General features: G+C 37.6%; 32 protein-coding genes and 1 pseudogene. All 33 read right to left on the reverse strand.

What is annotated here, in order from left to right; genetic code table 11:
• Window positions 1-2 precede the first annotated feature (2 nt).
• Window positions 3-2,009: an SA1320 family protein gene (locus tag HB912_RS12130; protein ID WP_185374933.1), complete on the reverse strand. Its 2,007-nt coding sequence runs from the start codon at window positions 2,007-2,009 to the stop codon at window positions 3-5.
• Between the two features lie 14 nt (window positions 2,010-2,023).
• The gene (locus tag HB912_RS12135; protein WP_185374934.1) at window positions 2,024-2,908 is read right to left on the reverse strand and encodes a DUF1672 family protein; all 885 of its coding nucleotides are present in this window, start codon (window positions 2,906-2,908) and stop codon (window positions 2,024-2,026) included.
• 72 nt (window positions 2,909-2,980) lie between these two features.
• Window positions 2,981-3,274 (reverse strand): WXG100 family type VII secretion target, encoded by a 294-nt coding sequence (locus HB912_RS12140; protein WP_122866024.1) that lies wholly within the window; start codon window positions 3,272-3,274, stop codon window positions 2,981-2,983.
• A 407-nt stretch (window positions 3,275-3,681) separates the two neighbouring features.
• The gene (locus tag HB912_RS12145; protein ID WP_185374935.1) at window positions 3,682-4,629 is read right to left on the reverse strand and encodes an N-acetylmuramoyl-L-alanine amidase; all 948 of its coding nucleotides are present in this window, start codon (window positions 4,627-4,629) and stop codon (window positions 3,682-3,684) included.
• Window positions 4,629-4,910: a phage holin gene (locus HB912_RS12150; RefSeq protein WP_185374936.1), complete on the reverse strand. Its 282-nt coding sequence runs from the start codon at window positions 4,908-4,910 to the stop codon at window positions 4,629-4,631. The genes HB912_RS12145 and HB912_RS12150 overlap by 1 nt, the downstream gene beginning before the upstream one ends.
• A gap of 15 nt (window positions 4,911-4,925) precedes the next feature.
• Window positions 4,926-5,324, reverse strand: coding sequence for a hypothetical protein (locus tag HB912_RS12155; protein ID WP_185374937.1), 399 nt, complete (start codon window positions 5,322-5,324; stop codon window positions 4,926-4,928).
• A 27-nt stretch (window positions 5,325-5,351) separates the two neighbouring features.
• Window positions 5,352-6,533: an SGNH/GDSL hydrolase family protein gene (locus tag HB912_RS12160; RefSeq protein WP_185374938.1), complete on the reverse strand. Its 1,182-nt coding sequence runs from the start codon at window positions 6,531-6,533 to the stop codon at window positions 5,352-5,354.
• 4 nt (window positions 6,534-6,537) lie between these two features.
• Window positions 6,538-6,807, reverse strand: coding sequence for a hypothetical protein (locus tag HB912_RS12165; RefSeq protein ID WP_185374939.1), 270 nt, complete (start codon window positions 6,805-6,807; stop codon window positions 6,538-6,540).
• Window positions 6,804-7,916 carry a phage tail protein gene (locus HB912_RS12170; protein ID WP_185374940.1) on the reverse strand — a complete coding sequence of 371 codons (1,113 nt, stop codon included), beginning with the start codon at window positions 7,914-7,916 and terminating at the stop codon, window positions 6,804-6,806. Before HB912_RS12170 ends, HB912_RS12165 begins: the two co-directional genes overlap by 4 nt.
• Window positions 7,917-7,928: 12 nt before the next feature.
• Window positions 7,929-8,768, reverse strand: coding sequence for a phage tail domain-containing protein (locus HB912_RS12175; RefSeq protein ID WP_185374941.1), 840 nt, complete (start codon window positions 8,766-8,768; stop codon window positions 7,929-7,931).
• A gap of 11 nt (window positions 8,769-8,779) precedes the next feature.
• The gene (locus tag HB912_RS12180) at window positions 8,780-11,857 is read right to left on the reverse strand and encodes a tape measure protein (RefSeq protein WP_185374942.1); all 3,078 of its coding nucleotides are present in this window, start codon (window positions 11,855-11,857) and stop codon (window positions 8,780-8,782) included.
• Window positions 11,850-12,506 (reverse strand): Gp15 family bacteriophage protein, encoded by a 657-nt coding sequence (locus HB912_RS12185; protein ID WP_185374943.1) that lies wholly within the window; start codon window positions 12,504-12,506, stop codon window positions 11,850-11,852. The genes HB912_RS12180 and HB912_RS12185 overlap by 8 nt, the downstream gene beginning before the upstream one ends.
• Before the next feature lie 9 nt (window positions 12,507-12,515).
• Window positions 12,516-12,950: a hypothetical protein gene (locus HB912_RS12190; protein WP_185374945.1), complete on the reverse strand. Its 435-nt coding sequence runs from the start codon at window positions 12,948-12,950 to the stop codon at window positions 12,516-12,518.
• Between the two features lie 43 nt (window positions 12,951-12,993).
• Complete coding sequence (locus HB912_RS12195) at window positions 12,994-13,269, reverse strand: Ig-like domain-containing protein (protein ID WP_185374947.1); 276 nt, start codon at window positions 13,267-13,269, stop codon at window positions 12,994-12,996.
• On the reverse strand, window positions 13,250-13,702 hold the full coding sequence (locus HB912_RS12200; RefSeq protein WP_185374949.1) for a phage tail tube protein: 453 nt from the start codon (window positions 13,700-13,702) through the stop codon (window positions 13,250-13,252). The genes HB912_RS12195 and HB912_RS12200 overlap by 20 nt, the downstream gene beginning before the upstream one ends.
• Window positions 13,703-13,705: 3 nt before the next feature.
• Window positions 13,706-14,104: a phage tail terminator protein gene (locus HB912_RS12205; protein WP_185374951.1), complete on the reverse strand. Its 399-nt coding sequence runs from the start codon at window positions 14,102-14,104 to the stop codon at window positions 13,706-13,708.
• Window positions 14,101-14,430, reverse strand: a complete 330-nt coding sequence (locus tag HB912_RS12210) for a minor capsid protein (RefSeq protein ID WP_185374952.1) — start codon at window positions 14,428-14,430, stop codon at window positions 14,101-14,103. The genes HB912_RS12205 and HB912_RS12210 overlap by 4 nt, the downstream gene beginning before the upstream one ends.
• Window positions 14,430-14,774, reverse strand: a complete 345-nt coding sequence (locus HB912_RS12215; protein WP_185374954.1) for a putative minor capsid protein — start codon at window positions 14,772-14,774, stop codon at window positions 14,430-14,432. Before HB912_RS12215 ends, HB912_RS12210 begins: the two co-directional genes overlap by 1 nt.
• Entirely contained in the window at window positions 14,771-15,166 is a 396-nt protein-coding gene (locus HB912_RS12220; protein WP_185374956.1) for a head-tail connector protein, read from the reverse strand. Before HB912_RS12220 ends, HB912_RS12215 begins: the two co-directional genes overlap by 4 nt.
• Before the next feature lie 12 nt (window positions 15,167-15,178).
• Window positions 15,179-15,421 (reverse strand): annotated as a pseudogene (locus HB912_RS12225) (Ig-like domain-containing protein); the annotation flags it as partial.
• A 17-nt stretch (window positions 15,422-15,438) separates the two neighbouring features.
• On the reverse strand, window positions 15,439-16,299 hold the full coding sequence (locus tag HB912_RS12230; protein ID WP_185374958.1) for a capsid protein: 861 nt from the start codon (window positions 16,297-16,299) through the stop codon (window positions 15,439-15,441).
• A gap of 2 nt (window positions 16,300-16,301) precedes the next feature.
• Complete coding sequence (locus HB912_RS12235) at window positions 16,302-16,871, reverse strand: phage scaffolding protein (RefSeq protein WP_185374960.1); 570 nt, start codon at window positions 16,869-16,871, stop codon at window positions 16,302-16,304.
• A gap of 89 nt (window positions 16,872-16,960) precedes the next feature.
• Window positions 16,961-18,112 (reverse strand): phage minor capsid protein, encoded by a 1,152-nt coding sequence (locus HB912_RS12240; protein WP_185374962.1) that lies wholly within the window; start codon window positions 18,110-18,112, stop codon window positions 16,961-16,963.
• Window positions 18,113-18,117: 5 nt separating this feature from the next.
• Window positions 18,118-19,674: a phage portal protein gene (locus HB912_RS12245; protein ID WP_185374964.1), complete on the reverse strand. Its 1,557-nt coding sequence runs from the start codon at window positions 19,672-19,674 to the stop codon at window positions 18,118-18,120.
• Between the two features lie 12 nt (window positions 19,675-19,686).
• Window positions 19,687-21,009, reverse strand: a complete 1,323-nt coding sequence (locus tag HB912_RS12250) for a PBSX family phage terminase large subunit (RefSeq protein WP_185375088.1) — start codon at window positions 21,007-21,009, stop codon at window positions 19,687-19,689.
• The gene (locus HB912_RS12255; protein WP_185374966.1) at window positions 20,993-21,532 is read right to left on the reverse strand and encodes a terminase small subunit; all 540 of its coding nucleotides are present in this window, start codon (window positions 21,530-21,532) and stop codon (window positions 20,993-20,995) included. Before HB912_RS12255 ends, HB912_RS12250 begins: the two co-directional genes overlap by 17 nt.
• Before the next feature lie 38 nt (window positions 21,533-21,570).
• Window positions 21,571-21,786, reverse strand: coding sequence for a hypothetical protein (locus HB912_RS12260; protein WP_185374968.1), 216 nt, complete (start codon window positions 21,784-21,786; stop codon window positions 21,571-21,573).
• Between the two features lie 76 nt (window positions 21,787-21,862).
• On the reverse strand, window positions 21,863-22,012 hold the full coding sequence (locus tag HB912_RS12265; protein WP_185374970.1) for a hypothetical protein: 150 nt from the start codon (window positions 22,010-22,012) through the stop codon (window positions 21,863-21,865).
• Window positions 22,013-22,025: 13 nt separating this feature from the next.
• Entirely contained in the window at window positions 22,026-22,223 is a 198-nt protein-coding gene (locus tag HB912_RS12270; RefSeq protein WP_185374972.1) for a hypothetical protein, read from the reverse strand.
• A 61-nt stretch (window positions 22,224-22,284) separates the two neighbouring features.
• Window positions 22,285-22,905 (reverse strand): hypothetical protein, encoded by a 621-nt coding sequence (locus tag HB912_RS12275; RefSeq protein WP_185374974.1) that lies wholly within the window; start codon window positions 22,903-22,905, stop codon window positions 22,285-22,287.
• A complete protein-coding gene (locus HB912_RS12280) occupies window positions 22,902-23,828 on the reverse strand; it encodes a Kiwa anti-phage protein KwaB-like domain-containing protein (RefSeq protein ID WP_185374976.1) in 927 nt (308 codons plus the stop codon). Before HB912_RS12280 ends, HB912_RS12275 begins: the two co-directional genes overlap by 4 nt.
• A 248-nt stretch (window positions 23,829-24,076) precedes the next feature.
• On the reverse strand, window positions 24,077-24,517 hold the full coding sequence (locus HB912_RS12285) for an ArpU family phage packaging/lysis transcriptional regulator (RefSeq protein ID WP_185374978.1): 441 nt from the start codon (window positions 24,515-24,517) through the stop codon (window positions 24,077-24,079).
• A 108-nt stretch (window positions 24,518-24,625) separates the two neighbouring features.
• Window positions 24,626-24,826 (reverse strand): hypothetical protein, encoded by a 201-nt coding sequence (locus HB912_RS12290; protein ID WP_185374980.1) that lies wholly within the window; start codon window positions 24,824-24,826, stop codon window positions 24,626-24,628.
• Window positions 24,827-24,878: the final 52 nt, after the last annotated feature.

The following is a 24,878-nucleotide window of genomic DNA, read 5'->3' on the forward strand; positions in this document are numbered from 1 at the left end:
CCCTATACGTCAATACTCCCCCGCTTCAATTGACCAATAAGTTCGGTTAAATTCGTCACTATTTTGTCCGCTAGCTTGTCCAATGCCTCAACTGCCACGGCTTTATTGTCGCTTAGCTGATATTTTATATCTTTGAAAACAGCTCGAGAACTTTCATAAATGTTAACCGATGCCTTATTCAGTGCGATCACGTTTTGGAATTGTGTACCCTCAAATAGCGCAGTATCAATATAAGGGCGGTAAGCTTCTAGCACATTATTCAAGCCACCTCCGTGTAAAGAGCGCACGGCTGTTTTAACAGATTCGATGGCTGTTTGATAGGGTTTGAATGCAGAAACTGCCGCACCAAACAGAATCGGGATCGCGTCGTCTAGATCTGTAAAGGGAACATGAAGATGTTCAAACGTCCCTTTTATATTTTTCAATCCTTGAATAAGGTCTTCGACGGTTTCGTCTAGTAGATTTAAAACACCATAAAAATTACTAATTAAAGGTTCAAGATGAGAAACCGCATTTTCTCTAAATTTTTTATAGTTGCGATCCAATAATTTCTGCTTTTTCCTCATACCGTCCTTGAGTGCTTTCGATTCTTGTAACGTAAAATCAGAAGTGGCAGGAGGAGCAGATGCCCGTTCTACCTTTTGAGTAGCAGTTAAAAGCTTGTCCGCTTTTTCTAGCTCTTTCGATACATAAGTAACCTGTGTCCCAAAGGTTACAATTTGATTGGTCATGACCTCTTTATTTTCATCTATCACTTTATAGTGGGCTTTCAGTTCTGCCACCATGCCATCGTTGAAAAATTCATTGTCAATTCCATTAAATAGCATCGGAATAGCATTTTTTTTGAGTGCGTTTACTTCTGTGATAATGTCATCTAGCCGCATGATAGCATCCCCGATGAGAATCGGCAAATCAATAGCCGCCCCAGTCATTCCTTCAAAATTGCCTAAAAAGCTCACTAGAAAATCAGAAAAAACAGAAGAGCTTCGAAGTCGATTGATTGCCTCACTTGCTTTTGAAACGGCTGGATTCCCGGACTCAATTATATCACGTAAAAATTCATACCCTGCCATAGTCGTTAAAGCCTTTCCGAAACTCCCTTGCCCTAACAAATCGTCGAAGCTATCGGTTAGTTTCATTGTTCGATCATCTAACTTACTACCTTCACGTTCCACGATATCCACGGCATGGTCAACGTGAGACTGGGCGGTGGTAATTTGTCCTTTCATTTTCGATACCATGGCATCCGCTAAGATTTTCATATTTTCAGGGTTCACATCTATCTTATGCCCTTTTCCCCCTGTGAGGATTTCCCCACTCCAAACGCCAACAGGTAAATAGGCATCAGCGTCGATAAGGACATCTTCCCCGTCTATTTTGATGGGGTCTGCATAACCCGTGTGGTTAGACGCAAGTGTGGCAAATAAGGGCATGTTGTTTTTCACAATTATATTTTTACCCGGCAAGCGTTTCATGTACCCCGCACTTCGTTCGCCTAGCGTTAACGGGTCATATTCACTCATATAGTTGGTTATATCGGGATTTTTATGCGAATATTTTCCATCTGGCAAAATAGCCGGGTTATAAGTCACACTTTTAACCTCATTGTTCGATGCCACGTAGTTTCCGAGCCCACCGCCTAGAGAGTTTCCCCCAACATAGCTAATTTTGTATTCTTTACTCATCTTCTTATAGGCTTTATCTGCCGCTTTTAATTGTTCATCGGGAATATTTCCGGGCAATGTCGCATCTGTGAGGATATCCTTACCACCATTTTTTTGTCCTTGCGTTCCTTGGAAAATCATACCGACTTCGCCCGTTTTTGTGTTTTCCACAACGATGTAGTCGAGCCCAGATTTTGTGTTGTATTTTCCTTCTTTAACTTTATATGCTCTTGAAACGCCATTTACGTTTAGATATTTTCCTTTTGTTGGCTCCTTGTAGACCCATTTTCCACTTAATTCTATAATATCTAAATCAGAGGTATTTAGTTTTTCCGTTTTTGGCATTGTTTCATCTCCTTTTATTTCTGTATATCTTCAACGCTAATATTATCTCCATTTGGAAGTCCTACACGATTCACAATAAAGTTCTTATATATTACTATGTCATATTTCCCTTTTGGTAAAGCGCTATTTCTTTTTATTTTGCTACCAATTTTTTCAACTTCTTCATTTGGAGGTAACTTATCTTTTTTAGTAAAAAAGTTACAAACCATGTGCGTATGCTCAAATTTGGGATCCTCTGTTAAAAACAATGCTCTTAATTTATCCTCAGTTATATTTGTATTTGCTAAATATGCCTCATAAGTCTTTTTGAAGTCAATGCTTGTAGTTATGAAAAAATTGCTTTTTTCATAACCGTTTGCATGCGTTTTCTCAATCGTGAGATTATTATAACCTTGTAACCCATTATTTTCCGCTATCATTTTAGTAAAAGTATCCAACTTTTCAAATTCCTGTTTGTAAGCTTTTGCATATAGTCCACCAACTATTGCCCCTTCAACTTCCCCTTCCTCAGACCAAACATTAGGCAATGGGTCAAGCTCTTTTTTCTGCATATCAAATCCGACTATAACAGACGTGTGAAATTGAATCGGCTCTTCTGCTTCTACCATCACAACTGCCGCATCTCTTGCGGGTACAACGTTATTAACTTTTACATTGGTTTTATATTTATCTTTCATGTATGCGATGGCCCGTTTTTTAATTTCAGCTTCGTTCTTTTTCACTATGGGTTCCGATTTATCACCGTCAACCAAGTAAAACCCTTGCCCTTTATAGTCCGCAACAGGTGTTGTCCCGTCATCTGCTTTCTTTTCTTTTTCATCTGAATGATTCATAAACGAACACCCTCCTAATAAAATAGATAAACCAACTATAGAAATCGCTATTTTTTTAAAGTCCATCTTCATGCCCCTTTTCTCTGTTTATATAAGAAATGCCTCTTATAGTATACAATAAGAGGCGCCCTTTTAACATTAAAATCCGAAATTCTGGGACAGTTGTTGGTCTTGCTCTTCCACTGCTGTCGCGGTTTTTTGAAGTTGTTGTTCAATTTGGTCCATCAAATTCGCAAATTCCGTTACTTTTGGTTTCAACTGATTGAACTGATCGTCAAAGCGTGCGAAGGCTTGCCCTTCCCATTCACTCCGAAGTTGTTCTTGTGTTTGCGATAAGCGTTGTAGCATTTGTTCAATATCTCGTGCACTGGTTCCATAAGTTTTTGCACGATCCCGCAATTCTGCTGGGGTCATTCTGATTTGTCCTGACATCTAATCCATCTCCTAATTATGTATTTTTCTTGCAATTATAATATAGCATATTTTAGACATGAAATTGTGTCGAATTTATGAACTTTTTACCGAAAAATATACAAAAAAGACCACCAACTTGCGGGAGTTGATGGCCAAAAAAAGGGTTAAGTAATTGATGAATGGATAAAAGTAATCTTAAAGGATTCCCCTACCTAATGAGATAAGGGAACCCGTTACTTTACCCAAACTTACTATATCATATTTCCTTGTTTTATTGTGTGACAATTTTGTGAACTCTTGTTGGGAAAACAAAAAAAGAACCCCGCCCAAAAGGCGAGGTCATGTACAGTAAGGGAGGTGACAATGAAATCACCCGTGCATAAGGGGGTGCTCATGCACATATTTATTATAAGGAATGGCTTTTGCTATTTCAACATATAATTAGCTGTGTAAAACATTTTTTTCTGTTTCGAGAACCAAGCCGATTTTAACCCAATTCGCTCCGGATAATGGCTAAGTTTTGTTCCCGGCATATAAGTTAAGATCTCCCCACCATTTAAATCTTCGTTGTCCCAAAAAATGGCAAAGGCTCGAATCGCAGCGGAATATTTATCAGTTCCTTTGATCGCTTTTACATTTCTTAAAAAGCTGTGGTAAATATAACCTGTGACCCATTTACCGTTCTGTTGTACCTTTGTTTGATACCAGTATTTATTGTATTTACGAACTTGAATTTTTGTGCCCGTTTTCCAAAGACGAATTGGTGTTTGACTTTTAAATTGAGGTTTTGGCATGAGTGGCGCCACGTCTTGAACCGTTGCACGAATTGCGTTTGGGTTCCCCGTTGAACCTTTCGATGCCGCCACTAAGTCTTTTTCAAACTTAGCTTTCGAAATACCCCACTGTTTCAAATAACCATAGGGATCTGTATGCGTAGTTCCTCCGAGCTTTGCCCGTATCCAGTCATGCGATTTAATCCCTCGATTTCCTACACCACTTCCGCTATCCAATGTGATGGGAATACCCGCTTCTTTAGCTAAATTAACCAGTAATTGGCAATAAGCTGCATAGTCTTTTTGGAAAGTCGCCTTATCTTTTGCCCGACAGAGTTCCACTTGAGCATAGGCGTAGGCGTTTCCTTTCGAACCACATCCCCAGCTCGCATAGCCAGTAGGTGCAATCTGAACTACCCGTCCGCCACCGCCCACAAAATGAGTCACAAATGCGTTTTGCCAGTTTCGAGACATATAAGCCACTTCGTTATCAATCGTTGAATTGGGATTAGAAGTTTCATGTGCCACGATAAAGTTTTTCGCTTTTAGTTTTGTTTTCGGAAGTCCGCTGATTAGTTTCTTTTCAATTTGATACGCCATTATTTGTCCTCTCCTTTTAAACTCTCTTTACTTAGCGATAAGTCGCTATCTCCTAGACCCTTTGTCGTTGGATCAACGTAAGTAGCAATTAATGCAGAAAGCACTGCAATGATTGCCGCAGGGCTTTTTAGAAAGGTCATGAATGACAACCCCAACTGTGTCCAGCTATCTAAGTCTGACACCTGAAACCCGCCTGCACTCCACACAATCGTAACCACGGGAATAATGGCTAATAGCCATGTCCGCCAGCTTTTGAATCTGATTTTCCAATTAATTTTCATTTCTTTCGCTCCTTCTTATTTTGTTAAAAACGAAGTCACCAGTATTCCAAGACCTCCACCAAGAACGGAGGTGATCACTACGGTAATAATCGTTCGTACAAAGAACTTTTTGCGATCTTTCTCTTCTTGGATAATGTGCTCTGCTTTTTCAGCTCGTTCGCGCTCTTTCATGATTTCGATATTCACGAATTTCTCATCGTGTTTGATGAGTTTTTCCATTACTGGCGCCATGCCATTTTTTACCGCTTCTTGAATCGCAAGTGGGAAAGCAATGTTCGCATCTTCTAGCTGGTCTAAGCGCTTGCTATGCCTGTCTAAACGCTCACGATTGATTTCTGTTTGCTTGCTGTTTTTATCGACATTCGACTTGACATCTGTCCATTCGCGATTCGTGATTTTTATTTCTTGATCCACAATATTTCACCCCCAAATAAAAAAGCCTTACTCGGCTTCTAACATTCTCACGATTCTTGGACCATATAAAGCATAACCGGCATTGTTCGGATGCAAGCCATCACGTGTATAGGTATCGAATGTATATTTTCCAATTCCTGAACGTCTAAATAAGTCAAAAACAGGCGCTCCATAAAAGCCGCCAATCGTCATAATGCCATCTACCATTTCTTGATGCTTGATCATATCTCGAGTTTTATTCTGCAAAGGTGTCATTAAATAAATATCGACAGTTGGGAAATTCAAGCGAATATATTCTAAGATAGCTCGTAGAGCACCAAAACTGGTTGTTGTATCGAACTCTGTACTCGTGATAGTTCCAATCTCTCCAGCTGTTACACCAAATGCCACATCATTTGTTCCACAAGCAATCGTGACTATGTCTGTCCCGGTTAGATCATACTGATCTAATACAACTTTTTTATACAAATAAAGTTCTTCTGCCCCCGCTTTTGAGCTTTGGGCAAATGACATGTTACCTACACCTTCATTCGTCACAATCGCTCCAGCTTGTCGCATATAACTCTGATAGCCTTGTAGGGTCACATTGTCAATCGTTTGTCCATCTTGCCACGTGATACTATCCCCAAAAGTGATAATTTTCTTCCCAGCCAAAGCTTTATCCCCTTGTAGCCACGGAATCGACACTTGATAAGGATAGTACTGCGCAGGCTTTTCAGCGCTTGCTCGCAACATATACTGATCCAAATGAGCACTATTTACCACAACCCGAATGTACACGGCATTTTCTGGTGGCGTAAGTGTGTACCATCCACTCGTTCCAGAGGCTGCAAAACGGACAAAAGTCACATAACGAAAATTCGCATCATAAAAACAGCCTGCCGTGTTGTAATTGTAGTTACAGCCCAGAACATCTAGATCTTTAATCCGTATAAAAGCACTCACATTGGCACCAACCGCTGTCACAAGCTCTCCTGTTAAGTTGGCAATGGATTTATCTTTTTCAATTCGTTCTTTATTGAAATAATTTTCTAACTGTGCCCCTTCGAGCGTTTCAGGAGACAAGGGGAACAATGTTGAAACAACTTCTGCAGGCGAAGGCATCCCGATTCCCAAATAAGATTCGATGGTCGCCCAGTTTTCATTCAACTTATTTCTGAATTCTGATCCTTGTATCGCATTATCTTGTCTATTTAATTTGTCAGCCATTTTTTCACCTTCCTTTCTGCACTTCTTCCGTGCTTAAAATGCCATTATCGTCCACTACTAATCTGAATACTTGACCAGAAGGCGATTCAATCAATACTTCTCCCCACTCCTCAGACGTTCGACTAGGAACTTGATCCAATTTCTTTTTATCCAGAGCACTCATTAAGCCATTTGCAGTGCTAGTCGCTTCATTCAACCCGTCAATTGCTTGTTTATGGGTTTTTGCAAAATATTGTTCACCCTCTTTATTTTTTAAAAAAATAATTTTTGTCACGTCACTTCACCTACCACATCGCCGCTAAGCGCAGTATTCGCTATTCCCGTAACTTGCTGAACTTCAAAGCGCGTACTTTCTAAGCGCTTGTTCATATTGTTGTAACGTCTATGTGCCTGTCTTTGAATCGTGACCATATCCAAGAGTTTATTAGAGAACCCCAAATCAGGTGGCTTATGAGCGTATGGATGATAAAATGTCATTCGTTTCAAGCTCAACATACTTTCATAACCTAACCCCTCGTGAACGAGGTACAGTTGTTCATTTTCTGAAATCGGTTCACTTCCTGTATATTGAATGTCGATCGAGGTTTCAGGGACATCGAGTATCTGCGTCTTCAAGTATTCTTGAAGATTGACGCTATAATAAAACCGTTCATCTGAGATGGGTTCTGCTTTACGTCTTCCATATTTACTTACGTTTGGGGATACATAAATGGCTTCAACTACTGTTCCGTTTTCTTTGGTAGCTCCGAAGCCTTTGATGTAGGTTTTGAGATTATACGTATTCGAAGAAAGTTTCACGGTGGCTGTATTGAACTGATAGCGTAAGTCAATTCCGTTGTATTGATACCATTCAGCCGGGCTATAAATGACGAGGTGTTTATTGTTCGCATAAAAAATGCCCCCAAATTTTTCAGCGGCATTTTGTACATATTCAAGTAAAGATTGTCTGCCTACACTCGACATGGATACTTTAGGAAAGTCCCCTCGGGTTTCTACACTAAATCCTAATTCATCGCCTTCTATCCCGTGAGCTAAATATTGCCAGATGTCGTATACACGCTCTGGCTCCACCACATCATATTGAACGTGGTCCGCGCAACTAAACGAAATGTGTTGGGCAATGATTTCTTTATATTGCACAGCCCCTTCTTGGTTGGGATTACATTCTTTGATCGTATATATCTGATCGCGCCAAATTAAAAAGGCTTCCTCTGAAAGCCCTTTGTAGATTCCCATATTCCGATTTGTGAGGTAGACAGTTAGTTGAATGTTTCTTTTTTCATTTTCTTCATAATCATACTGAAAACTGCTAGGATCAAAATCAACAAGTAATTCTTCGATGGTTTCAGAGTAGTTTCGATACAGAATATCTTCATCCAGCAATCCCACCACCTCCTATCGATAATAAAAAGGGAAATCGAACGCAATGGTTGTATTCGTTGCATTTATAATTTGCACACGATTCCAGCCCCGCTCTAATGTGATAAGCCCATGATTCGTATCGATGCCGCATCTCGCATCATTTAAATAAGGATAAACGCCATCTAAAAGAAGAACATCCGCTTTCACAATCTGCTTTTTCAATTCGAATAATGTCCCATTCGTTCGATTATATATCCGTACATTTTCACCAGCTACACTGTCGCAAGTTAGTGCAATAGATAAGGGATGAAAACGTGGATTAATCCGCATATCTGACGGATTATACACGTTGAAAATCGCTTCCCCTTCAAAAACATACTGGATGTCTTCGCCTTCGGGAATATTCAGACCTACACCCCAAGCCTCCTCGTCGTATGTGAATGCCGTTGTTGAGGTATAGAGAGATTCTGAAACTCCTTTAAAACAATGAAAGGTTAGTGTTAAGTCTGCAAGATTTGCAGATTTTCTTGTCAGGTCAATTTCGCATCGATCCACCGCATATTTCCTTGCTGGTAATTTTTCATGTCGGACAAAGTAGGGTGCTTCTTGACAAAGTAGGCTTTTTAATTCTCCAACTAGTAAATGATAGTCGTAGTTGTCTACAGTTTTAAATCTAAAGTCCATTTCAAGCGAAAAAGCTTCATACGTTGGCGGATAAACAATCTCACCATCCTGACCAACAAATGAAGTACTATTGTCCTTTGTATTTCCAAGCGGTGATCTTACCTCAATTAATCTCAAAGGGAACTGATCGGTTAGAAAGGTTTCCTCCTCGTTTTGTATCACACTAACCCAATATGGATTTACAGCCACTTTACCACCTCCTAATAAGTCATGCCCGGAACTGACCGATATTCTTTTCCCATGTAGCTACTAGCTGCTTTTCCAACAGCTTTCTCTGAAATATACACATCTGTATCTTTTTGAATCAGAGCATCTAATTTGCTTCCTAGCACTGCTAAAGCTTGTACAGTCTTTTTATTATCTACATTCACTGCGTTTGTGATGGTTCCGGCAGTTAAAGATTTTGAGCCATGAACACCAATAGATGCTTCAACGCTGTATTTAGGTAGCGATACTAAATTTTTCATAGCTTTGTCAACAGCTTTTGCGTCTGCTTCAATGCCTACAGCAATACCTTGTGGTATAAATCTACCTACCTCATCTCGCATAACTCGAGAAGGTGAGTGAATACCTAAAGCGCCTTTGATCTTGTCTTTAATGCCTCCTGCGATACCTTTAATTTTGTTGCCAACGGCTTTAGCCATACTCCCAATACCGTTTATTAACCCTTGAATAATATCTTTACCAATTTTGAATAGATCAATACCTTTGAGTGGGTCTTTAATAAAGTTAACTACCGCTTTAAAAGCTTTACTAGTAGCAGACTTAAGACCATTCCAAGCGTTTACAGCTCCTTGCTTGATTCCGTTTGCAAGCTTTGTAACTGTTGATTTAATGCCATTCCAAACAGAAGATGCTAAAGACTTGATTCCATTCCAGACTGAGCTAGTAACTGATTTTAAAACATTCCATGAATTTCTGATATTATTAACAATACCTATAGCTAACTTAATAAGTAGCGTTTTAATCCCGTTCCAGATGGAAGATGCTAACGACTTAATCCCGTTCCACAAACCAGAAATAAAGGCTTTGAAACCTTGCCAAATACCTTGAATATAAGAAACTGCTGCTTGAACCAATCCGGATAAAACTTGCTTAATCCCTGACCATATCTGTGCACCTGCAGACAAAATATTAGACCAAATTTGAATTAAGTGTTCTTTCGCGCCTTCAAAATCTCCAGTTAACAAGTCGATTAATATTAAAATGGGACCAAGAATAACATTTTTTATCATTTCCCATGCGCCTTGAGCAATATTTTTTATACCTTCCCATATCATGCTTAATCCTTCGGATATTCCTGTCCACATTGTCATGAAAATAGAAATAAACGGTTGTAAAATAGACATTATTGTTGTTGTGAATACGTTCCAAGCGGTGGTCGCTACTGTAGTAATTGTATTCCATAAATTCATAAAAAACGTTGCGACAGACTGCCAAATAATTTGCAACGCAAGTACGTTCGCTTGCCAGATTAACACAATCCCGTCCCATAAACTGCCTGCTGTTTCCTTAATCCAGTTCCAAATACCTGATAAAAATTCAGTCACACTTTGCCACGAAGAAATAAGAAAATCAACAACTGCCCCAGTTGCTGTTTTAATGGCTTCCCAAGCCGTTTGAACTATTTTTTGCCCTGTCTTAGTTTGCGTAAAAAACCAAACTAATCCAGCGACTAATGCAGCAATCACAGAAATTAATAAGACTACTGGATTAACACTGAAAGCAACTTGTAAAGCTACCAACGCCCCTTTAAGGAGACCCGCTGTTTTTCTCACATTATTGAACGCAAATACTACTAAATTAATAGTTTTTGCAAAAGAAGTAACAATACTAATAGCTTTGCTAAATGATTGAAATACCGCCAAAGCGGCAGAAATAGTTTTAAATGCAGCAAATCCAGCTAACAAACTTGCGATTACTCCAGAAAGAATTTTTACTGCGGATTGGTTATTATTGACCCAATCAATCATCAGTTGTAGTGCTGGTACAACATAATTTATGATGGCTTCTGACACTGCAGCAGACATATCCCATAAAACAGTTATGATATTATCAAGTATCGGCAAAACAAAATTAACTAATCCATCAAAAGCAACTTTCGCGACGTCGATAGCTAAAGGAATGACATATTGTAAAACGTATGCGACAGTAGTTGCAAACGTTCCAATTATACCTCCTATTTTAGTTAAAATAGGCGTTATTTTATTCCAAAGATTGCCGAAAGACTTAGCAATACTCGGAAGTCTGTCTTTTACTTGCAAGACCATATTAGTAATAGCTAATTTTATCCACATTGCTGCAAATTTTAAATTGGCAACAAATCCAGAATTTTGTATAGCTTCTCCCATCTTAGAAAAAGCACTTCCAATCATCCCAACATACGGAATGATACTGTCCAGCGAATTTGTCATGCTGTTAAAAGCATTATTAATAAGCCCTTTTAAGCTATCAATGTTTTGTGCAATTGTTTTTCCTGTAAATTTCTTTGTAAGCTCATCTAACTTAGTGATGACATTTGCAACACCCTTAGATACCGCATTGCGCAAGTTCCCAAAGCTCGTTCCGATCCCTAAACTATTTTCTTTTGCTAGTTTAGCAAGCATTCCTGTGCCTGTTCCAAGTTTGATTAAGTTATTTTGGAAATCATCAAACGTTACTTTTCCGCTCTTAAGTGCTGCATATAAATCTCGTTGTGCTGATTTACCTGTATACCCCATCGCTTCCGCTGTTTTTTGAAGGGCAAGAGGCATAGTTTCCTGTAGCGTTTTCCAAGACTCTAAATCAACTTGACCTGTTGAAATCATTTGATTGTATTGTTGCATGCCTCGACTTGCGTCTTCTGTACCTGCTCCACTTGCTAGAAAAGCATTATTTAACGCTAATACTGTATCCGTTGATTTGTCTAAATCTCCTGTTATTGCAGTCATTTGTTGCGTGCTAGATACAACATCATCAAGCTTGGTTGGTAAACCATCAATACCATCAGAGAGCTTATTAATACTTTTCTTTGAATCTTCCGCAGAGAATCCTAATGCTTTCATCACTTTAGGAAACTTCTGCATTGTATCAAAACGGCTAACCGCATCACCTATCGAACTTTTCAGAACATTAAAAGCAGCACTTGCTATTTTCACAAGACCCATTGCGGCTACCATGTCACGGATGCTTTTACCTGCTGATTTCGATCCCGTTTCAAGCCCTTTCATTCCTTTTGCAGCACCGTCAACATCTTTACCATTAACTTTGACATCAATAATGATTTGACCATCAGCCACTCATCACACCGCCCTCCTTTTCTAGCTGTTTAAGCACATATTCTCTTTTTTCAGCAAGATCCATGCTTTCAAAATCCACATCATTTTGCGAGTGCTCGAGCGCAAACATTGCTTGTTGCTCTCGAAGTATTTCCTTCTGTTCAGCCGTCATGTCTTTTGTGACTTTTTGTTGTCTGATATTCACAACCCTTTTAAACATGGAATCATCACTTAGTGAGACAAGAAGCGCATTGAATTCATACCAATGCATTTTTCCTTGTTCATGAAATAAATTGATATTGTAGTCATATAAAAAAGACGCGAAAATATATTCTGCGTCTTGTTCGAGATTATAATATTGAGTTTGCTCAATTGGATTACCTGCTAAATCAAGCTTTGGTTTTTGCCGCTCTCCTCTTGTTATCACTTTCTCCATGATATTCTTGTAAATATCAACTTGCTTCATCAGGTCATCGTGGAAAGGTAGTTCTTCGTCTTTCTCTTTGACAAACAGCAAGTTTAAGCAAATTAAAAGCCGGCTTAAGTCATTGATCTCTTTATCATTAATGACTTTAAACACAAGCAAAATGTTATCAAATGATAAATCTAGCTCATATTCTTCCCCTTCAATCTCCACACTGCTTTCTAATTTTTCAGCTAGAGAAAACATTCTCTTCACCTACTTTTTAGCTTTAGCTTTTTTCGCTTTTAAATAACTTTGTGCTTTTTCGCTTTGGTTTTGTTCCATTCTTTTTCCTGTATCTTTTATTTCTTCGTACAGACCATCTATGACAGCTGTAAAAATATCCAAAACTTTAAGGATGGAAGGGCAACTTTTATAAATTTTCTCGAAGCTCCCTTTGCCAAGGATTTCATCAAAACCGACTTTGGCAACTAAACCAGCATTTTTAAGACCTTCTTCAATTTCTTCACTGGTCACCCTTTCAATTTCCTCAGTTGCATTTTGCTTAAAGTCACTTTTTGAAAGCTTTTTCTCAATTATTTCATCGATGTTAGCTAAACGCTTAATATTTTCATCGCTACTATCAAATTTAAATTCCATACTATTGATCGTCACTGGTATGTCTGCAGATTGTTCAATTTTAATAGCCATTTATTTCCCCTCCATAATTACAAACCCCCAAAAAGGGGGCTTTCTATTCACTATCCGTAACAGTTATAGTCACGTCAGCTTTTATCGTTGATTTCACTTTACTAGCAATCGTAATGGTCGCTGTACCTGTCGCTACTCCCGTAACAACACCAGCACCAGAAACAGTTGCAATCGACGTATCACTAGTCGAGAAAGTAACAGCTTGATCGGATTCTGGTGGCTCAACTGTCGCTGTTATGTTTACGGTACTACCAACCTCAACCGATTTAGTAACGTTGTCCACTGTGACGCTGGACGGCTCAGGCGCTGGGTTTCTCATCTTTCGGCATGCCGTTAAAGGTCACAGTGAATTCAAATTCTGAACGCGTATTTGCGTCTCCACCAAACATTTTAGGTTCTGAAATTGTAGCTAATCCAGAAAGAACTCGCCCGTCTGGCTCAGTAACACGAAACGAACAAATACGATCCGTAGATGTTAATTTATCACGTACAAATTCAAGTGCTGGATCTCCATACGCACGATGACCAGAAAACCCGTGCCCCAAACTTGTATTTGTTACCTCTTTTTCAGACGACCCATTTCCATCGTAATAAGAATAATCTTCCGTATCTTCATCCGTTGATGGATCAACCGTTTGCACACCCTTTGCAAGTGGCATTAAGCTCGTTTCATCAAATTCTCCTGTTTCTGAAACGGGACCAATCTCATGTGTTCTCAAAAAGTTTTTTAAATAACCTGTTTTGGCTACCATTCTTTATTCCTCCCTCGGTATCATTAAATTAGCTTGAATCGTCAAGCTATAAAAAAAGAACCCTGCTTCGTCTTTTCCGACGAAATAAGATTCGCTCACTACAGTAATTTCATTAAATATATAACTATTATTTTGGCTTGGAATATCTTGTTTTTCTTGCAAATAGCTAGACAGCATGTCTAATATAGAAATCGTTTGTTTTTGATCTTTTGTCTTGATTGAAAATTCATAGTTCAAGCCTTTATCCACTGTCCCATCGTAAAACGATTCAATGACTTTACCACCGGGCAAAGAATACAAAGCGATAGAATCAGTTGTATCTAACTGCCCGATTTTGAGCGGATAGGCTAACTCTAACTTATTGCATTCATCTTTCAAACGGTCAATAAAATCTAATGTCATAAGCTAGCCCCTTTCTTAAATGCTCTTATCCAATCGTTCATAAATAAAGATTTGCCTTTTAAGTCCCATCTTGGACCCGTTCCAGATGCCGTATACTTTGAAAATTGAACATAGAACATTTTGGCAGCATAAGGGGTATTCCAAATCAACTGAGAGCCATCAAAAGAAACATGTCCGCTACCTCTTAAATGATAGTCTTTTGCTGGGACAAACTGGTTCATATCTGCAAGCATTTGATTACTCATCGTATAGCGACCTCTATTTATGTTGTTTTGACTCAGCTTTTTTATAGCTCTCGAAAGGTCTACTTTTACCGAAACGCTCATTAAATCACCTCAAGTTCATAACACCAAACTTTATTTTCAAAAGGTTCATTTACCGGAATTACTTTTTTTATAATGCCTTCTGAACCATCACTAAACATTACTTTAGACTGTTTTTTGAAATCTAGAAAAGGCGTAGTACGCTCCGCATAGCAAAAAACAACAGCCGTATTTTGGCTTGCCGTTTCTTCTTTGCTTCGACTGAAACTAGATTCTTGATCTATTCGAACATTTGTGATGAGTACTGGCTCTTTATAAAGCGCTTTGCTATAATCGTCTGTTCCCTCGTACTCTAGATACTCAAAAGAATCCACCAGTATTTTTTGAGGTACCCTTGCAACACTCATGAGCCTACACCCCTATAAAGAAGACCCGTTCCCTCTAAATACATATAAACATCATCAGAAAGAAGTGACTTGCTTTCATTTTTTCCTGTTGCACTATAATTTGATGCAAAAGTCAATGAGGTACGACCCATTGATAAGGTTTGTGGCATGTTATTAAGTCCTTCGCTTGTCGTTTCGCCTGTTTCAACAAAATAATGAATTTGACAGGCTACAGCATGTTTAAAAGCATTTTTGCGAAATTCGTAATCTTTTTCTAGCTCATTAAATACGTAAAATCGGCGAGTGACATTATCAAGAACAGCACTCGCCTTATTTAATAGATTTGTGAATTCTGGTTCATTTAGAAAATCATAGCCCATTTGTCGATATTCTTCATTCGTTAAATAAGCCATTTTATCCCTCCTCTACTTCGCAGGCTCATTCACCGTTACATCACAAGTAGCTGTTAAACCGTTGGACGTTGTTGCTGTAATCGTTACTGTACCTGCTGCAACAGCTGTAACCTTTCCTTGAACGGGTGTGACTGTTGCAATCGTAGTGTCGCTAGAAGCGAATTGAACAGATTTATCTGTCGCATCTTCTGGCATCACCTTAGCGGTTAAAGTATCAGTTCCCCCAATCTCCAGAGCTAACGCCGTTTGATTAAGCGTTACCTCTGTGGGGGTTACGCTTTTGGGGCAACAGACACATAAAGCGCTTTTTTAGCATTGTCAAATACAATCGCATCATAATAATCGAGTCCTTTAATCGTATCTCGGTAGCCATTTCTGTCTTGTGAAGCCGGTACAGTGTCAACTGTTCCGTATTTAACGATAGGAGCAATGGCTGTTAGTGGCGTGATCATAAAATTGATTGTATCTTCAATTTTTAAGCCGCTGATACGATCTTTCGAAACCTTAAGAATTGGAACACCTCCATCAATTTGTGCCACTGTTCGATTAATACCATTGATAGCCATTTCATTCGTTGTAAACGTTTTGCTGACTCCTGTTGCATTTTTCAACAGTCGATAAGTAGCCGCAGAAACAAACATGACATAGCCACCAGGGACTTCATTATCTGTCATATATTCTTCTGCTTTATCATAGGCATCTAGAATATTATCTTTCGTTAGTACCTCAGATTCTTTTTTACCAGCATTGTCATACATGACTTGTATAGCCACTTTATCACGGTGAGGAACGCTGATTAAGCGCTTGTGCTCTGTAACAATGTTATTAATTGTGAGTGCGGCACTTTCTGATTGATCAAGTTGGTCAACATCATAAGCAAACCAATCTTCGTGAGTTAGTTTAATAGTTTCCTTTTCAATGTTAACAGCATTACGAGCATTATCTTGATTACGCAAGTATTTTGTTGCTTCTACAAATCCACTCATTTTATTCACACGTACTTCATTAACACCAACAAAATCAGCATTTGTAATACTTTTTGCGCCTTGTGTTAACACATCCCATACCTGAGAATCTGCACGATATTCTTTATCAATTGTTGCTACATCCTTTGAATCTAATACTACTGGCATAATTAATCACCTAATCTTTCCTGAATTTTTTGTAAGATACTACCACCTTCTGGAACGGATCCCGAAGGATTCCCACCAGCCACAATAGCGGGTGTTGGATTGGGTTTTTCTTTCTCTTCTGCTTTCTGAAATAAGAAAGCTTTATTTTCTTTAAGTGATTCTAGTTGTTCGCTGAACCCTTGTAACTTTCCGTCAACCACTTTAACTGTATCTTTATCAATTTGACCTAACACAATCTCTTCATCAAGTGCATTAGCTTCTTTAAGGGCTAGTTTTATCGCAAAATCTTTTTCCTGCTGAACAAGCTTCTCCTGCGCTTGCGTTTCCGATTCTTTCATTTTGTTTTGAAGGTCATTTAATTGATTGGTTAGTTCCTCGTTATCAGTTGCGGATTCTTTTAATTTTTCTAATTGGGTTTGATTGGTTTCTAACTGCTCTTTGACCGAATCCCGTTCATTCTCCGCGGCATTTAAACGTGTATTCAAGTCTGTTACAGTTTGACCATGCAAAGACATGATTTTGTCAATGTGTTCATCATTCAATCCCAATTCCTTTAGTTGTTCTCGTTTCATTTTCTACATCCTTTCGCTTTTTTACGTGGCAACGACCACGAACGGATTAAACAGTTTAACGCCGTGTTCAGGGCAAAATAAAAAGCCCGTTAGGACTTATTAACCTCTTTCAAAATGGTTTCTTTTGGTGTAACTACCTTTTCACGTTTATAGTTACGGCTTAATTGGCTAGCATCTGCCTTCTTCAATAACTCACGCATTTGTAACTGCTGGGCTTTAAGAAGTTTCGTATAATGGTCAAGTTTATCCGATCCAAGCGCTTCTGTAATGATGATATTCTTCTTCGTTTTGCGGATTCTTCGTTCAATCGTCCGTTGAGCTTGTCGCATTTTATACCGTTTTTCAACTTCTTCACTGTCATATTGCGATTGATTATTTGTGTTTACACCCGGAACAAAAGCAATAATGCGATGCCTGCAATTAATGCCAAGTGTACCGCCTGCTTTTCCATAGCCAAACAGATATATAGAAGGGTATCCGCTATCTGCTTGACCGATAGGGCGAATATCTAGCACTTGTCCTTGACAACTTGCGCAACGAGGCGCGGCATCTACAACAGATGTCATAAGAACTGTATAAACATCGTATTCAGCCATTCTTGAAGTCGTCATTTTGTTATAGGTATTGTTTACCGTTGACCTAAGAACCGTATCAACATACCTTTCTAGCGACCACGTGTGCCCTCCTTTATCAACAAAACCACTATCTATCCCTTTATCAGCCCATTTTAAAATCGTCTCTTCTAAAGCCTTCTGGTGCGTCTGAACACCATTCAATACTTTAGCAGTAGTTTCATTAATGATACTTTCATACAATCGAGCCACTGAACCCTTTCCATATTGCGTTGTAAGAAGTGTTTGATTGACTAAATTATCCATTTCTAACCACGTTTGATTAAAATACCCAGTTAATACATGGTCTAAATCATTTGGAAGCGACTTAGAATCAAATACTTTCCCAAACTGCTTATCAACATCACTCACAGCGCCGTATCCTGCTTCTGAGATAATTCTTTTAATCTCTTTAACTGAACGACCTGAAACCTTAGAAAGCTCTTTCAGCGTACCTCTGTTGAGCATGTTAAGCTGTGCGAGCTTTTCTACTTGCCATTCTAATACATGAACATTGCCTTTTACTTTTAACCGCTTAGCAATCTGTTCAAAGATTTCAATCTCTAAAGCACGATAAATATCGACAATATTCGAGGTATACAGATCTAATTGAAGGGGTGTGATAGACATCTACATCACTCCTCTTCTCCTAATAGGCTCATTTCTGCGGTTGTTTGCTGAACCTCTGGATTCCTTTGCAAAGATTGATTCGTGATCTCTTGAATCCACTCCCGCGCTTTTTCTTCTGGTATATCGAAGATGCGTTGCATAATTTCCACATCTGGAATCAATCCAAAGGTGCGAGCTTTCCCGTAATAGTCAAGCAGCGCATTTTTATCAGTGAAAACACCATCATCAAAATCTATTCCAATATCTTCAAAATCTGGAATATTTCCGCTGTAAAGAGCTTTCCCCTCTGTTGTAATCGTTCCTTGAGCTAACTCAAGAACACTAATAATTAGCCCTTTAATAAATTTTTCTATTTCGGTTAAGTGGTTATTTCTAGTTCTAAACGTTGCTGAATTCTCACTAACAACCTCTGTTGCTGTTTTTACACTTTTCCCATCAAAACTAAATGTCCCAACGCTTAACTTCGTTTGCGTTTCTAGCGTTTTGAAAAAGTGGTTAATTGCAGAAATGTACTGTTCTGTCCGTATATCATGTGTAATGTCTTTTATCGACATATCGTCCATATCCATTTTCAAACCAACAAAAACATTTGATTCATCATCAAATACTTGTTTATTTGTAAGACTTCCATCGCCAAGCTCGTTGATTTCATTTCTTAGAAAATGATCGCTTACAATGACTTTTCTTTGTCCCATCTTAATTTCCCAATTAAATTGATCAAAAGTATCATTAATTTGTCGAATGGTGCCAATCGAATTATCACACAATCCCAAGCCAAGTGGGCTATAAGGGTTTAGGTTATTGAATCCCGCAGGCTTTAAATATGAAAAGTTAGGACGAGACAAACCAGTGATTACGCTTGTTTCTTGCAAGCCTTCGTAAAGAGTTGATAGCGGAACTTTAACACCTACAGTTGTTTTCATTTCAGACCTATAAAGCTCATTTGTAATTCTATATTGTCCGTCTTGCCACTCGTGAAATTCAAGCAGTGTATAATAAACGGTTTTGTCATTTTCTGTCTTAGTTGTTACAGAGGCAATGGCTCCTTCACTAATCGCCCCTGTATTGTTTCGAAGTGGGTAAAAAGCATTTGCTAACGCCCATGAAAACTCGATTTCTTTTGTATTTGGATCGTAATAAGGTCGTACAACTAGTCCGCCAGTCGCAAACATAGGTTCTAAATAACGAGAAAAGTTCTTTTTGAAGTCGTTATGTTCGAATACATGATTAATATAATCCTGTGCATCTTTCAACTTATCTTGTGATTGTTCATTTCCAATATTTATTTGGCATTCTTCGTTAAATACAAGACCCGTCATTGTTTCAGCAACTAATTTATCCATGTTCAAAGAAATGTAGTCCCGTTCCTTTTTTACACCTTGACTATTTATATAGCTCACTTTGCTCCATTTATTCTCAAAGCGATTGAAAGCCGCTTGAATTCGATTGTATTCTGATGAATCCATATTAATTTTTGGATGGTCCGTTATATTTTGTAATGAATCTACCATTCCGACGCTAGCACCTGCCTTTCTAAAAAAGTTTTTTATCCGTTCGAACATTGAAACACCTCCTTAGCCAATCAGCTTAAGCTTGCGCAAGTTATCTTTTACATAGTATTGAAAAGCGTCACATGTGTGATCGTCTTCTTTTATAACTTCTGGTTTATCCGTATTCAATGTTTTTTCATCCCATTGATATTTTTTATGTTCCTCAATAAATATTTTGTTTGCCGGAATATCGAGATAATAAAAACGACCTTGCGCTAACAGGTCGTGTACATTGTCGATCATATCCGCTTTTTTGGATTTCGCAACTGGATGTAATCTAATTTGATAGTCTTTGAAAAATTGATTTCTTATTCCGCCTTCTGCACTATCTATAGTGCGCATATTAATATTCATCTTATATTTTTTAGCCACTTTAACCATAAAGTCCCTTAACTCTTTAGTAAGGTCGCTAGGTGCTTTCTTGTTCAATTGTCCAGCGGGGCTATAGTAATACGTGTCTAAAAGGATAACATTCCCTTTCGCCGTTAATCCGAAAGCTAAACAAGTTGTAGCTGAAACCTGATGTCCTGTATCAATGGCAACATCGATAGCTATTAAATGATCGTTTTCAGATAGTTCATTGAGTGAGTGAAAGAGGTTCATGTTATAAACGTTATCACCCATACCGATGACTTCACCTAAGTACATCCAACGGTAATAATCAAAATCGTTTTCTTTATACTTGTTAATCTTTTTAACAATTTGCTTGGATAAAAAACCCTTCAAATCGTCTAAATAGGTAGTGTGGTGGATAAAGTAATCTTCATCACTTCGCTTGCTATCCACAAATTCATTGACCCATTCATAAGGGTTACGGGGTGGATTATAAGACATAAACACTTTAACTTCTTTTCCGTTTGGTAAATCTGCACGAATAAAGGTATCTTCCACAACATCTATATCTTTAACATTACTAAACTCTGCCAATTCTTCGAACCAAACACCTTCTACATAGCCAACTGGTATTTTTAAAGACTTAAGTTTTTGCGGATCATCGCAGCCACTAAAATAAAATCCTGTTCCCCATTTTTTATGGATAATTTCCATCGGTGACTTACCAAAACTAAATTGATCTGCCACTCCTAGTTCATATAAAGCCCATTTTATTTGTTGATAGACTGATTTATAAAGCGTATTGGCTACTTTACGCAAGGCAACAATATTACAAAGAGGATCTTCCATTTTCATATAAACAAGCTTTAGACTTATAACAGACGACTTCATAGAAGAACGTCCGCCCTTAGCTAAAAGATGGTTTTGTTCAGCCAACCATAAATCATAAAATGCTGGATTTATTTTGTCGATTATTTCTATGACATTATAGCTATCACTATTCGGCGGTTTCATTAGAACTTGATTCATTCTGTTCACTCACCTTCTTAGAAGCTAAATAAGCTAACATCTCGTCTGTATTAGCCATTATAATTGTTGGATTGTCTTCGTTTGTTTCGTATTCTATTTCAGCCTTCAATTTCTCAATTTGAGCTTGTAGCAACTCTTCTTGTAACTTATCCCTATTCCCAGCCACATGCCGCTTAACAAGCTCTTTCAATGCGGATATGCGTTGGTTGATATCAGCTTTCTTTGTTACCTTCTCGTATCCATCTGCAAAACTAAGCAAAACCTCTTCTTCCATTTCGCCACGAGCAATAGAGGTTAGGGTCTGCATCGCTTCTGTATAATTCATGACACGCTTTTTTTCTAATTCTTCTAAAGCATTGGCAATATAGGATTTTATAGTAGGTTTTCGTAGGTTGTCTTTTGCGCTTGCTTCGGGATTTTTATATTCAGCAAGTCGAGCCGCCTCGGTCCCATTTCCACACTTTATATACTCATCAGCAAACCGCTTCTGTTTCTCTGTTAGTTTCATTACATACCACCACGCCTCCTTACGCATATTTTAAAATTCTAAGCATCAAGAACAACCCTAATTCCTTCATCACCATTGAATAGGCTACGCACTTCTTCAAGTGTTGCGAGTGCGTCAGATTGATTAGTAAAAATAAATTCTTTTGGCACATCTTCTTTTTTCGTACTTGAACTCACTGTGTCTTCTTCGATATTTTTGCTAATGTTATAACCCGTTAAATATTCTTCATTTCCTAGCATAATTAAATAGTTCATTGTTCCACTCCTCTACTATTTGTTATTAAGTGAACATTTTTTAGATAAATGATAAAATTACTCCATCACCAAAAGGTTAATCATACCTAGGAGTAAGTTTAATATGATAACCCTCAGCAGGAGTTGCATCAGTTGTTGTAACTTCTGCTACTTTTTCCCCTTTCTCTGTCTCCACTGTTAATTTCGTGTAGTTTTCTTCATTCAAAATATTAATATTGTTGTCCATTTTCTCACTCCTCCTAAATTTTCAATTTTGCTAATGATGAAATACAAGATGATAGCGCTTCGCATTTATATTTAAATTGTTCTTGTTCATCAACTTTATCTAACAACTCATCTAGCTTATCGGCGTGTTCCTTGCCAATGATTGGAATAAGTAACTCTATTCCGTCATCAACATATTTTTTTAAAAGTACCAGTTCTTCGTCGCTAATCATTTTTTAACCTCGCTTTTAAACATAATAAAAAGCCCTCGAGTGAGAGCTTTAATCACAAAATTTATTTATTTTCTTTAACAATATAAATATCTTCAACAATATTCACCAAAAAAACTTCCTCTTCTTCTTTTGCTTTTTCTTTTATTATCCTAGGGGATAGTTTTGTTATGTACACTCTTCCACTGTCAGATTCTAAAATATTATAGCCGCATAAATTTAAAATTGGATTCATAAAAAACTGATTATTTTTCACATAAAAAACACCTATTATGAAAAACAATAAAAAATTTAATAATAAGCTTCTAAAGCTATTAATATCCATAGACATCAAAGGAACAATATATGTGATAACATATCCCAAAGTATCAGCTCTTCTGAATGAACTCCCTTCAACTTTGCTAGGAACACCATCAGATTTCACATAAAACTTAAAGAAAACAACAATACCTACCATAGATAGACAAATAAAGATAACAACAGCAAACCAAAAAATAAATCTCGATGATAAAGGCCCACTACCCAAAAACTGACTAAAAAAAGCTTTGAATCCTATAAACTTATTTTCTTCATTAAAAATGTTAAGATTTTGTACGATGAGTAAAATAAATAAAGGTATAAAAGAAGAAAGATACAGTACACTTTTCACTATATTTTTTCCTAGCATCATAATCACCCTTTTCACCTAAGAGCATCCTCACCAATAACGCCCTTTAATAAGGTCTTATAAAACTTATCAGCTATGCATTTAAAAATATCTAATCGTTCAACATACTGACCCTGATAGTCTATATTTCCCTCACTATCTAATTTTATCTCAAGACTCACTTCGTCAATAACTTTTGGTAAATTAGCATAGTGATTAAAGAAACTCGAAACAGCATTTTCATCTTTTTGTAATTGAGTAAATCTCTTAACTAAATTTCTGTCTTCAAGACACTCTTTTGAAAAAAGTTCAAAATTATTTATTTTATTATAAGTACCTATATCATCTAAAATAGCCTTAGTTTTTTCAATATAAAAGTCGTTCATATCAAAAATATTATTAAGCGATGCTCGATTTACCACTAGCATTTCATCATTGAAAATAATTAAATCAACATCACAATCAACTCCTACAATATCTTCATCGAACTCCTTAAAGTGATTTCCGGTAAAATATCCTTTAAGACCTTTTTTTAGCTTCTTATATTTATAAAATCTTCTTAATATTTTAAAGCTATCGGTTCCATGATCTATATTTTCAAGCCTAAATTCAATTAAGTAAAAATTAATATTATCTAATTGCATTTGTTCGATATCTTGTTGTGGCGCATTGCTAAAAATATCATTTATGATTTCATTTGCTCGACCTATACTAAGATCTGCTATTTCTAATGTATCCTCTTCCCTCCCGTTAAGATTAAAATCTTTTTGAATTAATTCAAAAATAGGTGATTCTAAAGTAATCTTGAACATCTCTTTTAATTTTTTCCTAACCTCTAATCCTAGTTCAGGCACAAATGCTGTCAACCCTTTTTTACGCTTATCAATAAAGTACAAAGTCACAGCCTCTGATTGAGATACATCCAATTCATTTAACCTTTCAATTACGTATTTAATATCCATCTTCTGTCCCTACCTTTTTGTGTTTTTTGTTTTTAGTATACAACACAAAAACCTTCTGTTCAATCGTCAATAGATTAAACAGAAGGAAAAAAGGTAGTTTCCACGTGCATGTTTTACAACCAGCGTGGAGGTTGAGAACTCGAGAAGCAGATACCACATACAATACTTTTTTGACTGGTCACCTGCTCCCGAGTTCTTCATATTACAATATTAACACCTTTTTTCAGCCTAAAAGTATCAAGAAAGTATCATTTTAGAATTTCAATTTGTAAAGTAGTAGCTAGTTCTATAACTGCCTCTTTTTTCTCGCGTTTGTATTGCGCTTCTTCGTAAGGTATGTCTATCATAATATCTATATCCCGATAACCATATAAAAAGAATTCTATGATGATTTTTCGCTTGATATGTTCTAGTTGATTAATAATGCTATTATACTTTTTAACCGCCTCTTGCGCCGCCTGCACGTTGTCTATGTTGTGTATCGCAACATCTTCAACATTCGAGTGAAAAGCGTTGTTAAAACTTGGGGGTGTGATCTCGTACATCGCTGTTAGCGTTGGCAGTTTGCGAGGTTCTCCCGCAAGCATTCTTAGCCGCTTGTAATCTTCAAAAAACTGTTTAACGGCACGCACTGTGTTAATATAGTCTATTTCATTTGGCTGTGGTAGTTGAAATAACGCATTTCCCATAAAATCGCCCCCATGTTATAATTAGTTTACGGACTAGCGGGGGCGACCCTGCTTTTTTTATTGGAATGTGAACAACAATGTTCCTCTCCAACAAAACTACTCTTTCAATCAGGACAAAGAACCGTGCGTTTTCTCCCAAAGTTGTTCTGTAAAATCTTGTAAGACCTCCCATGTTTTATCTTGGACCGCATCATCTCTTAACACAGTTAAAAGAAACCCTAAATCATTTAAATCTAAGTCCCCGCCTTGATCTTCCAATAAATCAATAGCCCGACGAAAAGATAAAGACATTCTTCTTTTTACAACCATAAATTCACCTTCACTGTATGTTTGTTTTTCTCCATTTTTTTACACTTGTCAC

Source organism: Listeria aquatica, from assembly GCF_014223975.1.
GTDB lineage: Bacteria > Bacillota > Bacilli > Lactobacillales > Listeriaceae > Listeria > Listeria aquatica.

Coding starts and splice junctions, on each gene's coding strand:
- HB912_RS12130 (WP_185374933.1), bottom strand. CDS start 2,009: ATGCCAAAAACGGAAAAACTAAATACCTCTGATTTAGATATTATAGAA.
- HB912_RS12135 (WP_185374934.1), bottom strand. CDS start 2,908: ATGGACTTTAAAAAAATAGCGATTTCTATAGTTGGTTTATCTATTTTA.
- HB912_RS12140 (WP_122866024.1), bottom strand. CDS start 3,274: ATGTCAGGACAAATCAGAATGACCCCAGCAGAATTGCGGGATCGTGCA.
- HB912_RS12145 (WP_185374935.1), bottom strand. CDS start 4,629: ATGGCGTATCAAATTGAAAAGAAACTAATCAGCGGACTTCCGAAAACA.
- HB912_RS12150 (WP_185374936.1), bottom strand. CDS start 4,910: ATGAAAATTAATTGGAAAATCAGATTCAAAAGCTGGCGGACATGGCTA.
- HB912_RS12160 (WP_185374938.1), bottom strand. CDS start 6,533: ATGGCTGACAAATTAAATAGACAAGATAATGCGATACAAGGATCAGAA.
- HB912_RS12185 (WP_185374943.1), bottom strand. CDS start 12,506: ATGTTTTCTCTAGCTGAAAAATTAGAAAGCAGTGTGGAGATTGAAGGG.
- HB912_RS12190 (WP_185374945.1), bottom strand. CDS start 12,950: ATGGCTATTAAAATTGAACAATCTGCAGACATACCAGTGACGATCAAT.
- HB912_RS12195 (WP_185374947.1), bottom strand. CDS start 13,269: ATGAGAAACCCAGCGCCTGAGCCGTCCAGCGTCACAGTGGACAACGTT.
- HB912_RS12200 (WP_185374949.1), bottom strand. CDS start 13,702: ATGGTAGCCAAAACAGGTTATTTAAAAAACTTTTTGAGAACACATGAG.
- HB912_RS12205 (WP_185374951.1), bottom strand. CDS start 14,104: ATGACATTAGATTTTATTGACCGTTTGAAAGATGAATGCAATAAGTTA.
- HB912_RS12210 (WP_185374952.1), bottom strand. CDS start 14,430: ATGAGCGTTTCGGTAAAAGTAGACCTTTCGAGAGCTATAAAAAAGCTG.
- HB912_RS12215 (WP_185374954.1), bottom strand. CDS start 14,774: ATGAGTGTTGCAAGGGTACCTCAAAAAATACTGGTGGATTCTTTTGAG.
- HB912_RS12220 (WP_185374956.1), bottom strand. CDS start 15,166: ATGGCTTATTTAACGAATGAAGAATATCGACAAATGGGCTATGATTTT.
- HB912_RS12230 (WP_185374958.1), bottom strand. CDS start 16,299: ATGCCAGTAGTATTAGATTCAAAGGATGTAGCAACAATTGATAAAGAA.
- HB912_RS12235 (WP_185374960.1), bottom strand. CDS start 16,871: ATGAAACGAGAACAACTAAAGGAATTGGGATTGAATGATGAACACATT.
- HB912_RS12240 (WP_185374962.1), bottom strand. CDS start 18,112: ATGTCTATCACACCCCTTCAATTAGATCTGTATACCTCGAATATTGTC.
- HB912_RS12245 (WP_185374964.1), bottom strand. CDS start 19,674: ATGTTCGAACGGATAAAAAACTTTTTTAGAAAGGCAGGTGCTAGCGTC.
- HB912_RS12250 (WP_185375088.1), bottom strand. CDS start 21,009: ATGAAACCGCCGAATAGTGATAGCTATAATGTCATAGAAATAATCGAC.
- HB912_RS12255 (WP_185374966.1), bottom strand. CDS start 21,532: ATGAAACTAACAGAGAAACAGAAGCGGTTTGCTGATGAGTATATAAAG.
- HB912_RS12260 (WP_185374968.1), bottom strand. CDS start 21,786: ATGAACTATTTAATTATGCTAGGAAATGAAGAATATTTAACGGGTTAT.
- HB912_RS12265 (WP_185374970.1), bottom strand. CDS start 22,012: ATGGACAACAATATTAATATTTTGAATGAAGAAAACTACACGAAATTA.
- HB912_RS12270 (WP_185374972.1), bottom strand. CDS start 22,223: ATGATTAGCGACGAAGAACTGGTACTTTTAAAAAAATATGTTGATGAC.
- HB912_RS12280 (WP_185374976.1), bottom strand. CDS start 23,828: ATGGATATTAAATACGTAATTGAAAGGTTAAATGAATTGGATGTATCT.
- HB912_RS12285 (WP_185374978.1), bottom strand. CDS start 24,517: ATGGGAAATGCGTTATTTCAACTACCACAGCCAAATGAAATAGACTAT.
- HB912_RS12290 (WP_185374980.1), bottom strand. CDS start 24,826: ATGGTTGTAAAAAGAAGAATGTCTTTATCTTTTCGTCGGGCTATTGAT.